Annotated in this window: 16 protein-coding genes; 12 read left to right on the top strand and 4 right to left on the bottom strand. The window is 56.1% G+C overall.

Annotation, left to right across the window (positions count from 1 at the left end; genetic code table 11):
- Window positions 1-332: 332 nt before the first annotated feature.
- From NQ230_RS11820 to NQ230_RS11855, 8 genes are all read left to right on the top strand, one after another.
- The gene (locus NQ230_RS11820; protein WP_004150795.1) at window positions 333-518 is read left to right on the top strand and encodes a con-10 family general stress protein; all 186 of its coding nucleotides are present in this window, start codon (window positions 333-335) and stop codon (window positions 516-518) included.
- 94 nt (window positions 519-612) lie between these two features.
- On the top strand, window positions 613-1107 hold the full coding sequence (locus NQ230_RS11825; protein WP_008502272.1) for a YciE/YciF ferroxidase family protein: 495 nt from the start codon (window positions 613-615) through the stop codon (window positions 1105-1107).
- Between the two features lie 23 nt (window positions 1108-1130).
- On the top strand, window positions 1131-1334 hold the full coding sequence (locus NQ230_RS11830; protein ID WP_013096662.1) for a hypothetical protein: 204 nt from the start codon (window positions 1131-1133) through the stop codon (window positions 1332-1334).
- Window positions 1335-1359: 25 nt separating this feature from the next.
- Entirely contained in the window at window positions 1360-1866 is a 507-nt protein-coding gene (locus NQ230_RS11835; RefSeq protein WP_024908416.1) for a ferritin-like domain-containing protein, read from the top strand.
- A 15-nt stretch (window positions 1867-1881) separates the two neighbouring features.
- Window positions 1882-2754 carry a manganese catalase family protein gene (locus NQ230_RS11840; RefSeq protein ID WP_159514141.1) on the top strand — a complete coding sequence of 291 codons (873 nt, stop codon included), beginning with the start codon at window positions 1882-1884 and terminating at the stop codon, window positions 2752-2754.
- 68 nt (window positions 2755-2822) lie between these two features.
- Window positions 2823-4226 carry a cytochrome ubiquinol oxidase subunit I gene (locus tag NQ230_RS11845; RefSeq protein ID WP_121423688.1) on the top strand — a complete coding sequence of 468 codons (1404 nt, stop codon included), beginning with the start codon at window positions 2823-2825 and terminating at the stop codon, window positions 4224-4226.
- The gene (gene cydB, locus NQ230_RS11850; protein WP_257257805.1) at window positions 4226-5236 is read left to right on the top strand and encodes a cytochrome d ubiquinol oxidase subunit II; all 1011 of its coding nucleotides are present in this window, start codon (window positions 4226-4228) and stop codon (window positions 5234-5236) included. Before NQ230_RS11845 ends, cydB begins: the two co-directional genes overlap by 1 nt.
- Before the next feature lie 8 nt (window positions 5237-5244).
- Window positions 5245-6870 (top strand): alpha-amylase family protein, encoded by a 1626-nt coding sequence (locus NQ230_RS11855; RefSeq protein ID WP_257257806.1) that lies wholly within the window; start codon window positions 5245-5247, stop codon window positions 6868-6870.
- On the opposite strand, the gene NQ230_RS11860 is transcribed toward NQ230_RS11855, so the two are convergent.
- The 4 genes from NQ230_RS11860 to NQ230_RS11875 are packed head-to-tail and all read right to left on the bottom strand — an operon-like array spanning window position 6871 to window position 9364.
- The gene (locus tag NQ230_RS11860) at window positions 6871-7857 is read right to left on the bottom strand and encodes an SDR family oxidoreductase (RefSeq protein ID WP_257257807.1); all 987 of its coding nucleotides are present in this window, start codon (window positions 7855-7857) and stop codon (window positions 6871-6873) included.
- A 17-nt stretch (window positions 7858-7874) separates the two neighbouring features.
- Window positions 7875-8393 carry a 2-oxo-tetronate isomerase gene (locus tag NQ230_RS11865; protein ID WP_257257808.1) on the bottom strand — a complete coding sequence of 173 codons (519 nt, stop codon included), beginning with the start codon at window positions 8391-8393 and terminating at the stop codon, window positions 7875-7877.
- A gap of 11 nt (window positions 8394-8404) precedes the next feature.
- On the bottom strand, window positions 8405-8851 hold the full coding sequence (locus NQ230_RS11870) for a DUF421 domain-containing protein (protein ID WP_023311671.1): 447 nt from the start codon (window positions 8849-8851) through the stop codon (window positions 8405-8407).
- Window positions 8852-8860: 9 nt separating this feature from the next.
- The gene (locus NQ230_RS11875; RefSeq protein ID WP_159514137.1) at window positions 8861-9364 is read right to left on the bottom strand and encodes a hypothetical protein; all 504 of its coding nucleotides are present in this window, start codon (window positions 9362-9364) and stop codon (window positions 8861-8863) included.
- Between the two features lie 138 nt (window positions 9365-9502).
- Between NQ230_RS11875 and NQ230_RS11880 the strand changes: the two genes are divergently transcribed.
- The 4 genes from NQ230_RS11880 to NQ230_RS11895 all read left to right on the top strand — a co-directional run bounded on the left by NQ230_RS11880 (window position 9503) and on the right by NQ230_RS11895 (window position 14586).
- Window positions 9503-9892, top strand: coding sequence for a YdeI family stress tolerance OB fold protein (locus NQ230_RS11880; protein WP_063142825.1), 390 nt, complete (start codon window positions 9503-9505; stop codon window positions 9890-9892).
- Between the two features lie 64 nt (window positions 9893-9956).
- Entirely contained in the window at window positions 9957-10841 is an 885-nt protein-coding gene (locus tag NQ230_RS11885) for an SDR family oxidoreductase (protein WP_193939659.1), read from the top strand.
- 181 nt (window positions 10842-11022) lie between these two features.
- On the top strand, window positions 11023-11946 hold the full coding sequence (locus NQ230_RS11890; protein WP_023335657.1) for a LysR substrate-binding domain-containing protein: 924 nt from the start codon (window positions 11023-11025) through the stop codon (window positions 11944-11946).
- A 258-nt stretch (window positions 11947-12204) separates the two neighbouring features.
- Window positions 12205-14586: a glucose/quinate/shikimate family membrane-bound PQQ-dependent dehydrogenase gene (locus NQ230_RS11895; protein ID WP_257257809.1), complete on the top strand. Its 2382-nt coding sequence runs from the start codon at window positions 12205-12207 to the stop codon at window positions 14584-14586.
- The last annotated feature ends 9 nt before the right edge of the window (window positions 14587-14595 follow it).

Here is a 14595-nt window from a genome sequence, read left to right on the forward strand (position 1 = left end):
CGCTTTCTATCTATAAAGGAGTATTTTTTGGCTCTCTCCTGAATGCAAATCAACCAATTCGAGTACGCCATTATTTTTATCCTCTCCTTTCAAATTTTTAGCTCGAAGTTAGGATTAATCTGAATGGTTGTTTACAAGTCCTTCCTGTCTATCCATATTTCCTTTTTAAGCGAAGCGCAAATTTACAAATATTTAAAAATAACGCAACCGCAAATAGCAAAACGCATTTGACGGATGACGCACAGCGACTAGAGTTATTACTCGAACGACGAGTGATACGGAATATTTTCGTATCGTACTGACATAACCAATATATGACTATGAGGTTTAATATGGCAGAGCATCGTGGTGGTTCCGGTAATTTCGCTGAAGATCGTGAAAAAGCATCAGAAGCTGGACGTAAAGGTGGCCAGCATAGCGGTGGGAACTTTAAAAACGATCCGCAACGCGCTTCTGAAGCGGGTAAGAAAGGAGGACAGAACAGTCACGGCGGAGGCCGTAAATCTGACAACTCCTGATCTTATTTAAAACTTTTTTAATAATACCAGAGAGCATGCTGCGGGCTGAAAAGCTCGCAGTACCCTTTCTTTATTTTACCGGAGCGTAATTATTATGAATATGAAAAGCGTCGAGGATGTCTTTATTCATCTTCTGTCGGATACCTACAGCGCAGAAAAGCAGCTTACCCGAGCGTTAAGCAAACTTGCCCGCGCCGCCTCCAGCGAGAAGCTGAGCGCCGCTTTTACCGCACACCTGGAAGAGACGCAGGGTCAGATCGAACGTATCGACCAGATCGTCGAGCAGGAAGACGGCATTAAGCTTAAGCGCATGAAGTGCGTGGCGATGGAAGGCTTAATTGAAGAAGCCAACGAAGTCATCGAAAGCACGGAAAAAAACGAAGTACGTGATGCCGCACTTATTGCCGCCGCGCAAAAAGTCGAACATTACGAAATTGCCAGCTACGGTACCCTTGCAACACTAGCTGAACAACTGGGCTATAAAAAAGCCGTTAAGCTTCTTGCCGAAACGCTGGAAGAAGAAAAAGAAACCGATCTTAAACTCACCGACCTGGCCGTTGGAAATATTAACCAAAAAGCGCAGAAATGACGCAATAACACAGGTTAAATAAAATGAGCATCAGTCCCAGGACAATTAAACGGTGCCATTTAACGGCAGCCATAATATGGTTCATTCTCGCTATCCCTTCCGTAATATGGTGGAAGAATAGCGTGCTGTGGGTCATTATCATCAGTATTTACGCCAATATTGTCGGCCATTTATCTGGCTACAGTGCCGCGCGTGCCGATCAGGCTGCTGAAAGTGAGACCAAATAAGCGAACCCCTAATGAGGATACAATGATGAATCACGTAGAACACTACCATGACTGGCTACGCGATGCCCATGCGATGGAAAAGCAAGCCGAATCTATGCTGGAATCCATGGCCAGCCGTATCGATAATTATCCTGATGTTCGCGCAAGAATTGAGCAGCATATTAATGAGACAAAACGGCAAATTACATTGCTGGAAGAAATCCTCGACCGTAATGATATTTCTCGTTCGGTTTTAAAAGATTCGATGAGCAAAATGGCGGCGCTGGGGCAGTCCATCGGCGGCATGTTCCCGTCTGATGAAATCGTTAAGGGTTCGATCAGCGGCTATGTTTTCGAACAGTTTGAAATAGCCTGTTATACCTCCCTGCTCGCGGCGGCTAAGAAAGCAGGCGACGTCGCCTCTGTACCCGCCATCGAGACGATTCTGGCGGAAGAACGCGAAATGGCCGACTGGCTGATCCGTCATATTCCGCAGACTACGGAACAGTTCCTGCTGCGTTCAGACGCATCGGGCGTCGAAGCAAAAAAATAATCCGGGAGAATCGCCATGTTCCGACACGTCAAACAGCTGCAATACACGGTTCGCGTTTCTGAACCCAACCCTGGCCTCGCCAACCTTTTACTGGAACAGTTCGGTGGGCCGCAGGGCGAACTGGCTGCCGCCTGCCGGTACTTTACGCAAGGATTGAGCGATGACGATCCGGGCCGTAAAGATATGCTGATGGATATCGCCACCGAGGAGCTGAGCCACCTCGAAATCATCGGTACCCTGGTCGGCATGCTGAATAAAGGCGCTAAAGGCGCGCTGGCGGAAGGGGTGGAAAACGAGGCTGAACTGTATCGGTCCATGACCGAAAACGGCAATGACAGCCATATTACCTCCCTGCTCTACGGTGGCGGCACCCCGCTCACCAACTCTGCGGGCGTGCCCTGGACGGCGGCCTACGTCGACACCATCGGCGAGCCGACGGCGGACCTGCGCTCGAACGTGGCAGCGGAAGCCCGAGCGAAAATCATCTATGAACGGCTGATCAACGTGACCGACGATCCCGGCGTAAAGGATGCGCTGGCGTTTCTGATGACGCGCGAGGCGGCGCATCAGCTCTCCTTTGAGAAGGCGCTGCAGTCCATCCGTAACAATTTCCCGCCGGGAAAATTGCCGCCAATCGAGGAATTCACCAACAAGTACTACAATATGTCTGAAGGTGGAGAGGTTCGCGGAAGCTGGAACAGCGATAAACATTTCGATTACGTTGAGTCCCCCCAGCCTGCGGTTGATGGCGGCGATGGCAGCGCAAGCGTCACGCTCACGACCGAACAGGCAACCCTGGTCAAGGCGATGTCCGCCCGCACGAAGTCCGATCCACATTCCGACCCGCTGACCGGTGCCGAGCTGGGTGCCGGTAAGACTAAACCGTAATCGGTTTTGCCGGGCAGCCATAAACTGCCCGGCAATTCTCGTGCCCCATCGTTTCAGAGGTACGGACCATGTTCGAACTCGACGCGTTCCATCTGGCCAGAATTCAGTTCGCTTTTACCGTCTCGTTTCATATCCTTTTTCCTGCGATCACCATCGGCCTCGCCAGCTATCTGGTGGTGCTGGAGGGTATGTGGCTGCGCACCAAAAACGACGTCTGGCGTTCGCTTTACCATTTCTGGCTCAAGATATTTGCCGTTAACTTCGGGATGGGTGTCGTTTCCGGGCTGGTCATGGCGTACCAGTTTGGCACCAACTGGAGCGGGTTCTCACAGTTCGCGGGCAGTATTACCGGCCCACTCCTGACCTATGAGGTGTTAACCGCCTTCTTCCTCGAGGCCGGTTTCCTTGGCGTCATGATGTTCGGCTGGAATAAGGTCGGTCCCGGCCTGCACTTCTTTTCAACCTGCATGGTGGCGCTCGGCACGCTGATGTCGACCTTCTGGATCCTCGCGTCCAACAGCTGGATGCATACGCCGCAGGGTTTCACTATCGAGAACGGACAGGTTATCCCGCAGGACTGGCTGGCGATCGTCTTTAACCCCTCCTTCCCTTACCGCCTTATTCATATGGCTATCGCCGCGTTTCTGAGCAGCGCGCTGTTTGTCGGCGCGTCGGGCGCATGGCACCTGCTGCGCGGTAACGATACGCCCGCCGTGCGCACCATGTTTTCCATGGCGATGTGGATGGCGCTGCTGGTCGCCCCCATCCAGGCGGTCGTGGGCGATATGCACGGCCTGAACACGCTTGAGCATCAGCCGGCCAAAATTGCCGCCATCGAGGGGCACTGGGAAAACCCGCCCGGCGAGGCCACCCCGCTGCTGCTGTTTGGCCTGCCGGATATGGACGAAGAGCGCACCAAATACGGTCTTGAGATCCCCGCGCTCGGCAGCCTTATCCTGACACACAGCCTGGACAAGCAGGTCCCGGCGCTGAAAGACTTCCCGAAAGAAGATCGCCCAAACTCGACCATCGTTTTCTGGTCGTTTCGCGTCATGGTTGGGATGGGGCTGCTGATGATTACTCTCGGTCTGATTGGCGTCTGGCTGCGCTATCGTCATCGGTTTTACCACTCTCGCCCGTTCCACTGGTTTGCCCTCTGCATGGGGCCTGCCGGGCTGCTGGCGCTACTCGCCGGCTGGGTGACCACCGAAGTGGGCCGCCAGCCGTGGGTGGTCTATGGCTATCTGCGCACCATCGACGCGGTATCGCTGCACAGCACCCTGCAGATGAGCATCAGCCTGCTGGCGTTCTTCGTCGTCTACTCATCGGTGTTTGGCGTGGGCTATGTTTACCTCATTCGGCTGATTAAGAAAGGGCCGCAGCCTGTCGATACGCTGACGTCAAATACCTCGGGCACGCCCGCCCGTCCGCTGTCTGCCGCTGAGTCTGTTCCTGAAGAGGAGAGAACCTGATGGGCGTCGATATCTCAGTTATCTGGTTTGCCATCATCGTCTTTGCCACGCTGATGTACATCATTATGGATGGCTTTGATTTGGGCATCGGCCTGCTGTTTAACTTCGTGGGGGATGCGAAGGAGCGGGATGTGATGGTCAACAGCGTGGCGCCGGTCTGGGACGGTAACGAAACCTGGCTGGTACTCGGCGGCGCGGGCCTGTTCGGCGCATTTCCGCTGGCCTATGCAGTGATCGTGGATGCATTGACCATTCCCCTTACCGCCATGCTAATTGGCCTGATCTTTCGCGGCGTGGCGTTCGAGTTTCGCTTTAAAGCCACACCGTCACACCGAAAGTTCTGGGACTACTCCTTTGCGGGCGGCTCCCTGCTCGCGACCTTCAGCCAGGGCATCGTCGTGGGCGCAATGATCAACGGCTTTGACGTTGAGGGCCGACGTTTTGTCGGCTCCGCGCTTGACTGGCTCACCCCCTTCAATCTCTTCTGCGGCATCGGTCTGGTCGTCGCCTACATGCTGCTGGGCACCACCTGGCTCATCATGAAAAGTGAAGGCGCGCTGCAAATCCGCATGCGCGAGCTGACACGCCACGTGCTGCTGGCGCTTATGGTCGTCATTGCCGTGGTGAGCATTTGGACGCCGCTCGGCTGGCAGTACGTGGCCGACCGCTGGTTCACGCTGCCCAACTTCTTCTGGTTCCTGCCGGTGCCCCTGCTGGTCGGGCTTTTCAGCGTGCTGATCTGGCGCCTGACCAGCAACCCGAACAGCCACTCCCGCCCCTTCCTGCTGACGCTGGGGCTTATTTTCCTCGGGTTTAGCGGGCTCGGTATTAGCCTCTGGCCGAACATTATTCCGCCGCGCATCACCCTGTGGGAAGCCGCGGCCCCGCCTGCCAGCCAGCTGTTTATGCTGGTAGGCACGTTACTGATTATTCCGGTGATCCTGGTGTACACCGCCTGGAGCTACTACGTCTTCCGGGGCAAAGTGTCGGATACTGAAGGCTATCACTGAGGAACGCTATGACCGACTGGCATACACGAGCCATTATTTATCAGATTGATACCGCGCTATTTTATGATTTGAACGGCGATGGCTGCGGGGACATCGCCGGGATCGCGGCCAAGCTGCGCTATATTCGCCGCATGGGGGCGACGGTTATCTGGATCACGCCGTTTTACCTCACGCCCTTTCTCGATGAAGGCTACGACGTCAGCGACCACCTCCAGGTGGATCCCCGCTTCGGAAAACTGGCCGATATAATCGCCTTTGTCGAACAGGCCCGCGAGCTGGGCATGCAGGTCATTATCGAGCTGCTGATCCAGCACACCTCGGACGCGCATCCCTGGTTCCAGCAGGCCCGCCGCAACCCGGCGTCACCCTATCGTGATTACTACCTCTGGTCGGATAACGACGAGGACGATACGCCGCCCATGTTCCCCGGCGTCGAGAAGAGCATCTGGACCTGGGACGACGAGGCGGGACAGTACTACCGGCACATGTTCTATCGCCACGAGCCGGATCTGAATCTCACCTCGCCCGCGGTGCTAAAAGAGATTGAGAACATTATCCTCTTCTGGCTCAAGCTGGGCGTGTCAGGATTTCGCCTCGACGCCGCGTCCCACCTCACCACGCAGGCGGGCAACGGTGATGAAAAAAAGGGCCTGTGGATCCTCGAACATATGCGGCGTCTTATCGAAGAGCGCAATCCGGACGCGATCCTGCTGGGTGAAGTTGACGTAGACGTTGAGACCTATAAAGACTACTTCGGCAATAATGACCGCCTGAATCTGGTGCTGAATTTCTGGCTCAACAAGTATTTCTACGTCAGCCTGGCCAGAAAAAGCGCCCGCCCGCTGCGCAATGCGGTGAAGAAGATGATCGTCCCGCCTGATGCCTGCTGTTTCGCTAACTGGCTGCGCAACCACGACGAGCTGGATCTGGAAGGCATCAGTCAGAAAGACAAACAGTTTGTCCTCGACACATTTGCCCCTGACGAAGAGATGAACGTCTATCAGCGCGGGATCCGCCGCCGCCTGGCGCCGATGCTCAACGGCGATCGGAAGCGGCTGGCGTTCTGCCACGCGGTGCTGTTTTCCCTGCCGGGTGTCCCGGTGATGCGCTACGGCGATGAGATCGGCATGGGTGACGACCTGGAGCTGGAGGAGCGCTACGCCGTTCGCACCCCGATGCAGTGGGCAGGATCGCAAGGGGGCGGTTTCTCCGCAGCCGCCCCTGAAAAATTTATCGCACCGATTATCGACCACGGCCCTTACCGCTATCAGAAAGTGAACGTCGCCGATTCGCTGCTTCACAACAACTCGCTCCTGCACCGGATAATCGATATTGCCAATACCCGCTCGGAGTTCCCCGAAATTGCCGTTGCGCCCTTTCGGCTTATCACAATCGATGATGACGCGGTGCTGGGGCTCTATTACGAGACCGACGAGCGCAGCATCCTGACCTTCGTCAACTTCAGCGACCAGCCGGTCCAGTTCACCGCAAAGGGGATCCGCAACGCCACCTGGACCGCCTGTCTCGAGGACAAGCGCTACGATGACGCGCTGGTTTGCGGCAAAACCGTTCAGCTCAGTCTGGGCGGGTACGGCTACCGCTGGTTCTGGATGCACCGTAGCGCGCTGCGCTGACTACGGTTTCCGGCGGGTTATCAGACGCGTCAGCACTATCCCCGCCACCGCGAGGGCGCCCAGCGCCACCTTACCCGGCATGCCGGAGGTGACGGACGGCGCGCGGGTTTTCGCCTCGTCAGTAAAACGGCCGTGGATTTTGTGCAGGTCGTTAACCGGTTGATCGAGGTAGTCCCGGCGATCCGGCGCGTTCAGCTCGTCGGTCATTTGACCTTCCCAGGCCTTTTTTACCATCAGCCGGTCAAGAAAACTGGGGAAGAAAAATTGCCCCACGATGGACTGGATGGTGCTGCCGCCTACCCACAGCTCGCGCACCGGTTTTTGCGCCACCCTGAAGATGGCGCTGGCGGCCACCTCAGGCTCAAAGACCGGCGGTACCGGGCGCATCGCCCAGGCGAACTTATTCCTCGCCCATTCAAACTGCGGGGTATTGAGCCCCGGCATCTGCACCATCGAAAGCTGAACCCGGCTGTTCTCATGCATCAGCTCGGTACGCACCGCATCGGTGAACCCGCGGATCGCCGCTTTGGCCCCGCAGTAGGCTGACTGTAATGGAATAGAACGGTAGGCCAGCGCGGAGCCCACCTGGATTATTACGCCCCTGTCGCGCGGGACCATAAGTTCGAGCGCAGCGCGGGTGCCGTTCACGTAGCCGAGGTACGTCACCTCAGTCACGCGCCGAAATTCGTCCGGCGTAAGGGTTCGGAACGGCGCCAGCACGGCCCCCATGGCGTTGTTCACCCAGACATCAATCGCGCCGAGGCGATACTCAATTTCATTAGCGGCATCCAACACCGCCTGGCTGTCGGCGACGTCCGCCTGCACGGCGTGGGCATTAACGCCATAGCGCCGCAGCTCCTCCTGGGTAGAGTGCAGGCTGGCTTCATCGCGCGCGATGAGCCCCACGTCGAAACCTGCCTTTGCAAAGTGCAGCGCCGTGGCTTTTCCCACGCCCGCCGTTCCGCCGGTAATCACTATGACAGCCATAGAACCTCCCCGTGAGTTTAACCGTTATCCTCGTCCGACAATGCTGTCAGCAGTTCGGCCAGCGAGAAGTGCACCGCTTTTTCCACCACATCCTGACAGTCACCGGAGAAAAGCACGGTGCGGGTTTGCGTCTCGCCGCGTATATTCCACGCAAAGCAGACCGTCCCCGCCGCCGTGCCGTCATCGCCCCCTTCCGGGCCTGCGTAGCCGCTGATGGCGATGCTGATATCCGCCTGGGCGATATCGCGGATACTGGCGGCCATCTCGGTAACGGTCTGTTCGCTCACGGCCGTAAACCGCTCAAGCGTCTCAGGACGCACGCCGAGGATCCGCATTTTGGCTTCGTCGCTGAACACGACCAGGCCGACATCATAAAATTCGGCGGTATTTTCCTCAGCGCAAAGCGCCACCGAGAGCTTGCCGCCCGTGCAGGATTCCGCGGTGGTTAAGCGAAGCCCGAGATCGGTTAATTTGCTCGCTAGCTTTTTTGTCAGTTCACCCACGGTATTATTACTGTCGTGAAAAAGATTGCTCATCTTGCCGCCTCTTATTTCTCGAAAGGAATGATTGAAATATGACCATTGCGCTCAAGTATGGCATATTTAATGTCGCTTATTTCCGTAATTCCATTATTCTGCCGTGCAGACACCAGAATATCATCACAGGAGACATCGACTTTTTTCAGCTTATCGGCTAACGGGACGCCGTTCTCGACCAGAATCACGGGCGTGCCATCCAGAATATTCTCCACCGGGGAAAAATATTTCTTCATCAGCCCAAATATAATGTCCACCACCACCAGCGTGGTAATGGTAATCATCGCGCCGGTGACGGAAAAATCCTGTCCAAGAAGCGCCTGCTGTGTGGCTTCACTAATTATCAAAAGCAGGATGAGATCGAAGCTGGTCATCTGCAGCAGCGCGCGACGTCCGGCCACCTTAAATACCACCACGAGGAACAGATAAATAGCCAGCGCGCGAAAGACCATATCCATATCAGCCTCCTAGGGGTAGATAAATTGCCAGATGTTAATCTCCGGCTCGCTGTTGACGCGGATCACAGTGTTCCATTTACCGGCTCTGGACGGTGTCGTGAAGAGTAACACTGAGAAGCTGTCTGACTTTTTCAGATTGTTATAGACAAAAAAGAGAGTCTTCCCCCGGCTGAACATGGTGTCCGGCTGGGGCCAGACGCTGCCGGGCTCATACACATCGCTGCTCTCGCTGGTCATGCTGAGGGTATACTTCCCCTCGGCCTGCACCGGAAACGCGAGCTCCATCCGCGTCTCTGTCTCCCGCCGTCCAAAGCGTTCATAGTTTATGGTTAGCGATTTAGCGGAATTCGTTTTGACCGTGTCGCTGACCATTCCGCTGGAAAACAGACCGGCAATCGCCGCGACGATAATAACTAACAGAACAATAAAACCCACCTGACGAAACGCGTATTCAAACGTCAGCAAGCGATAACTCTCATCTATCCCGGGTAACCTTTCTTTTTCACGCTTCATGGCCGTCGTCACCGTTTCGCTTATTATCCGATAATTTTGATTTCTAACGCGAATGTTTTTAGGACTTATCACATTTGCCACATAAAGGAATAGCAACAATACTTAATAAGTCAAGACACCCAAAATGAAGGATATCGGATGAAATTATCACTTATTTCCGCTTTATTGATATTTCTGGTTCCGGCCGCATGGGCAGATAATAACGGGGGTTTACAAAAAGGTGAAGCGCCACCGCCACCGCACGCGCTTGATAGCGGATATCGCGGAACCGACGACGCGCGTATTATGACCATCGATCAGGCAAAACAAATGCACGATGGCGCGACAATTTCATTACGCGGTAATCTTATTGACGGTAGCGGCGATAAGTTTGTATTTCAGGATAAAACCGGAAAAATCGACGTTATTATTCCCCAGGCAGTATTCGACGGCAGAACGGTAAAACCCGACCAGATGATCAGCATCAACGGTTCGCTTGATAAAAAATCATCTCCTGCCGTCGTCCGTGTTGATCGTTTGCAGAAATAATTCAGCGAAGCGTTAACGCTGCAGTTATCCATCAAATCTCACCCCTTGGCTTAAGGAGTCAGCTATGAGTGATACAAAACAACGTACGAACGCTTATCCGCAGCCCCCGTTCCCGGAACAGCCGCAAACACCGCCGGGACTGGCATCAGAAATGCAGCCTGTACCCGACCACGGGGAAACAAGCTACAAAGGACATGGCCGCCTCGCCGGCAAAAAAGCGCTGATCACCGGTGGTGACTCCGGTATTGGTCGCGCGGTCGCTATCGCCTATGCTCGTGAAGGCGCTGACGTTGCCATCAACTATCTTCCTGAAGAAGAGAAAGATGCCTCCGAGGTCATCGAGCTGATCGAAGCCGAAGGCCGCAAGGCTATCGCGCTGCCGGGGGACGTCCGGGACGAAACGTTTTGTCAGAATCTGGTCGAAGAAGCCGTCTCGAAGCTGGGCGGGCTGGATATTCTGGTCAACAACGCGGGGCGTCAGCAGTTCCGTGAATCGCTTGAAGAACTGACCACCGAGGATTTTGACGCGACGTTTAAAACCAACGTCTACGCCCCTTTCTGGATCACCAAAGCGGCCCTGCGTCACCTGAAAGCCTCGTCGGTTATCATTAATACCTCCTCCGTTCAGGCGGTGAAGCCCAGCCCCGTTTTGCTGGACTATGCCCAGACGAAAGCCTGTCTGGCGGTGTTTACCAAATCCTTAGCCAAACAGCTGGGTCCGAAAGGGATCCGCGTCAACGCGGTTGCCCCTGGCCCTTACTGGACGGTACTGCAGTCCAGCGGCGGGCAGCCGATGGAAAAAGTGAAGGAGTTCGGTGGCGACACGCCGCTGGGACGTCCTGGCCAGCCCGTCGAGATAGCCCCGCTGTACGTCACGCTGGCCTCGGATGAATGTTCCTTTACGTCCGGCCAGGTGTGGTGCTCTGACGGCGGTGACGGCGTGATCTAATCCGGTTAGCGATCCCCCTTCCGCAGTGAGCAATAAATGAACAAGGACGTTCGCTTATCGCCCCTCCCGAAAAACATGTTGTAACTCAAACAGATCAAATGTTAAAAATATTTTGCTATCAGGTTATCAAAATTAAACAACTTAACTTGTCACCCGCATCGCTCTGTTTTTAACATCGCCTATGGAAAAAAATGGTCTGTTCAGTCAGCGCATACGCTTGCGCCATTTGCATACATTTGTGGCCGTCGCTCAACAGGGAACGCTGGGGCGTGCGGCTGAAACCCTTAACCTGAGCCAGCCTGCGCTCTCGAAAACCCTCAACGAGCTGGAACAGCTGACCGGTGCCCGTCTTTTTGACCGCGGGCGGCTGGGGGCGCAGCTTACCATCGTGGGCGAACAGTTCCTCACGCACGCCGTTAAAGTGCTGGATGCGCTCAATACCGCAGGCCAGTCCCTGCATCGCAAAGAAGAACAATCCAGTGAGGTGGTGCGCGTGGGGGCCTTGCCTACTGCGGCGCTGGGCATTCTTCCGCCGGTTATCGGCCAGTTCCACAAGCAGCAGCGGCATACCACTATTCAGGTTGCCACCATGAATAACACCATGCTGCTCGCGGGGTTGAAATCAGGCGAACTGGATATCGGTATCGGTCGAATGTCCGACCCTGAACTGATGGGCGGTCTTAATTACGAACTGTTGTTCCTGGAATCCCTGAAGCTGGTGGTTCGTCCTAATCACCCCCTGCTGCAGGACACGGTGACGCTTAGCCGCGTGATGGAGTGGCCGGTGGTGGTGTGCCCGAAAGGGACCGTTCCACGCCAGACCGCCGAAACGTTGCTGCAAATGCAGGGGTGTACGCTGCCTTCAGGGTGTATCGAAACGCTGTCGGCCTCGCTTTCGCGCCAGCTCACCCTGGATTATGACTACGTCTGGTTCGTCCCTTCCGGCGCGGTAAAAGATGATTTACGCCAGGGGACGCTGATCGCCCTGCCGATTACCTCCCCAGGAGCCGGGGAACCCATCGGCATTTTGACCCGCGTAGACACGCCACTCTCAACGGGCGCACAGACGCTGCTGAGCGCTATCCGTAAATCAATGCCGGTATAAAACCTTTTTCACCCCTCACCCTAACCCTCTCCCCTTAAGGGCGAGGGGACTAGCCCGTGCGTTAATCAAATAATGCGGAATAATCCATTAACAATTGCGTAAAACAATTTAACAGTTTTATCATAATGGTGAATTCACCAAATGGTTCGCAAATCATTTTATAAAACCGAATTCATCCGTATTAATCATTATTCTTCCCGCAATTATTACCCAACTGGTACACACCCGGCACGGCGGGGGGATCGAAAGGAGAAAGACATGGCATTTGGCAGCGCGCCGCGCGGGATACCTCGTATTCTGCAGTGGCTTCTTGCCGGACTGATGATGCTCATCGGTCTGGCGGTCGGCGGGTTGGGCTTTAAGCTCGCCACCGTAGGCGGAAGTGGATACTTCCTGATAATGGGCGTGGTCATGGTGATTGCCGCGATCCTGATTTTCCTCAATCGCACCAGCGGGATCGTGCTTTACAGCATCGCGTTTATTGCCTCGCTGTTCTGGGCGGTAAGCGATGCGGGCTGGGATTTCTGGCCGCTCTTCTCTCGCCTGTTTACCTTTGCCGTACTGGCCTTCCTCTGCGCCATCGTCTGGCCTTTCCTGCGTGCTGCTAACCACAGCGCCGCGAACAAGGCGCCCGCTTTTGGCGTCGCGGCCGTGCTCGCGGTGGCCATGCTGGTCAGCCTGGGCTGGATGTTTAAGCCACAAACCCTCGTGGCCGCGAACGAGCCCGTTCCGGTTAAACCCGTCGCACCCGGCGAGCAGCAAAAGAACTGGGAGCACTGGGGCAATACCACTCACGGCGACCGTTTCGCCGCGCTGGACCAGATTAACAAGCAAAACGTCAGCGATCTGAAGGTCGCCTGGGTTGCGCACACTGGCGATATTCCGCAGAGCAACGGATCCGGCGCGGAAGATCAAAACACGCCTTTACAGGTTGGCGACACGCTGTATGTCTGTACCCCATACAGTAAGGTGCTGGCGCTGGACGTGGATTCCGGTAAAGAAAAATGGCGCTACGATTCAAAAGCCACGGCCCCTAACTGGCAGCGCTGCCGCGGTCTGGGCTATTTTGAAGATCATTCCAGCGTGACAACGTCACAGGCGGAGACACCACCTGCGGCATGCCCTCGCCGTCTGTTTCTGCCGACCACCGACGCCCGCCTGATTGCCATCAACGCGGATAACGGCAAGGTCTGCGATGACTTTGGCGACCATGGCACCGTTGATCTGAGCGTCGGCATGGGCGAGATCAAGCCCGGCTATTATCAGCAGACCTCCACGCCGCTGGTTGCCGGCAATGTCGTTGTCGTCGGCGGTCGCGTCGCGGATAACTTCTCCACCGGCGAACCGCCGGGCGTGGTGCGCGCCTACGACGTTCACACCGGTAAGCTGGCGTGGGCGTGGGATCCGGGTAATCCGAACCTGACCGGCCTGCCGCCGGAAGGCCAGACCTACACGCGCGGCACGCCGAACGTCTGGTCAGCGATGTCTTACGACGCTAAGCTGAACCTGATCTACCTGCCAACCGGCAACGCCACCCCGGATTTCTGGGCGGGCGAACGTACCGCGCTCGACGATAAATACAGCTCCTCCATCGTCGCCGTGGACGCGACCACCGGTCAGGTGCGCTGGCATTTTCAGACAACCCACCACGACCTGTGGGATTTTGACCTGCCTTCCCAGCCGCTGCTGTACGATCTGCCAGACGGTAAAGGCGGCACCACGCCTGTGCTGGTGCAGACCAGCAAGCAGGGCATGATCTTCATGCTTAACCGCGAAACCGGCAAGCCGGTGGCGAAGGTAGAAGAGCGTCCCGTTCCGGCGGGGAACGTTGAAGGTGAACGCTACTCTCCGACCCAGCCGTATTCCGTAGGCATGCCGATGATTGGCAACCAGACGCTGACTGAATCCGACATGTGGGGGGCGACGCCTGTCGACCTGCTGCTGTGCCGTATTCAGTTTAAAGAGATGCGTCATCAGGGCGTCTTCACCCCGCCGGGTCTCGACCGTTCCCTGCAGTTCCCTGGCTCTCTCGGCGGGATGAACTGGGGCAGCGTCTCCGTTGACCCGAACAACAGCCTGATGTTCGTCAACGATATGCGCCTGGGCCTGGCAAACTACATGGTGCCGCGCGCTAACGTGGCGAAAAACGCCAGCGGCATCGAGATGGGTATCGTACCGATGGACGGCACGCCGTTCGGCGCGATGCGCGAACGCTTCCTGTCGCCGCTGGGCATTCCTTGCCAGAAGCCGCCGTTCGGCACCATGTCGGCCGTTGACCTGAAAACCGGCAAGCTGGTGTGGCAGGTCCCTGTTGGCACGGTGGAAGATACCGGCCCGCTGGGCATTCGTATGCACATGCCAATCCCAATCGGTATGCCGACGCTGGGCGCATCGCTCTCTACCCAGTCCGGCCTGCTGTTCTTCGCCGGCACGCAGGATTTCTATCTGCGCGCGTTTGATACCGCCACCGGGAAAGAGATCTGGAAAGACCGTCTGCCGGTCGGCAGCCAGTCCGGCCCGATGACCTACATGTCGCCGAAAACCGGTAAACAGTACATCATCATCAACGCCGGGGGGGCTCGCCAGTCGCCGGATCGCGGTGATTACGTTATCGCGTACGCGTTACCCGATAAAAAGTAGATGTGAAAA

This window comes from Enterobacter asburiae, from assembly GCF_024599655.1.
GTDB lineage: Bacteria > Pseudomonadota > Gammaproteobacteria > Enterobacterales > Enterobacteriaceae > Enterobacter > Enterobacter asburiae_D.

Coding starts and splice junctions, on each gene's coding strand:
- NQ230_RS11820 (WP_004150795.1), top strand. CDS start 333: ATGGCAGAGCATCGTGGTGGTTCCGGTAATTTCGCTGAAGATCGTGAA.
- NQ230_RS11825 (WP_008502272.1), top strand. CDS start 613: ATGAATATGAAAAGCGTCGAGGATGTCTTTATTCATCTTCTGTCGGAT.
- NQ230_RS11830 (WP_013096662.1), top strand. CDS start 1,131: ATGAGCATCAGTCCCAGGACAATTAAACGGTGCCATTTAACGGCAGCC.
- NQ230_RS11835 (WP_024908416.1), top strand. CDS start 1,360: ATGAATCACGTAGAACACTACCATGACTGGCTACGCGATGCCCATGCG.
- NQ230_RS11840 (WP_159514141.1), top strand. CDS start 1,882: ATGTTCCGACACGTCAAACAGCTGCAATACACGGTTCGCGTTTCTGAA.
- NQ230_RS11845 (WP_121423688.1), top strand. CDS start 2,823: ATGTTCGAACTCGACGCGTTCCATCTGGCCAGAATTCAGTTCGCTTTT.
- cydB (WP_257257805.1), top strand. CDS start 4,226: ATGGGCGTCGATATCTCAGTTATCTGGTTTGCCATCATCGTCTTTGCC.
- NQ230_RS11855 (WP_257257806.1), top strand. CDS start 5,245: ATGACCGACTGGCATACACGAGCCATTATTTATCAGATTGATACCGCG.
- NQ230_RS11860 (WP_257257807.1), bottom strand. CDS start 7,857: ATGGCTGTCATAGTGATTACCGGCGGAACGGCGGGCGTGGGAAAAGCC.
- NQ230_RS11865 (WP_257257808.1), bottom strand. CDS start 8,393: ATGAGCAATCTTTTTCACGACAGTAATAATACCGTGGGTGAACTGACA.
- NQ230_RS11870 (WP_023311671.1), bottom strand. CDS start 8,851: ATGGATATGGTCTTTCGCGCGCTGGCTATTTATCTGTTCCTCGTGGTG.
- NQ230_RS11875 (WP_159514137.1), bottom strand. CDS start 9,364: ATGAAGCGTGAAAAAGAAAGGTTACCCGGGATAGATGAGAGTTATCGC.
- NQ230_RS11880 (WP_063142825.1), top strand. CDS start 9,503: ATGAAATTATCACTTATTTCCGCTTTATTGATATTTCTGGTTCCGGCC.
- NQ230_RS11885 (WP_193939659.1), top strand. CDS start 9,957: ATGAGTGATACAAAACAACGTACGAACGCTTATCCGCAGCCCCCGTTC.
- NQ230_RS11890 (WP_023335657.1), top strand. CDS start 11,023: ATGGAAAAAAATGGTCTGTTCAGTCAGCGCATACGCTTGCGCCATTTG.
- NQ230_RS11895 (WP_257257809.1), top strand. CDS start 12,205: ATGGCATTTGGCAGCGCGCCGCGCGGGATACCTCGTATTCTGCAGTGG.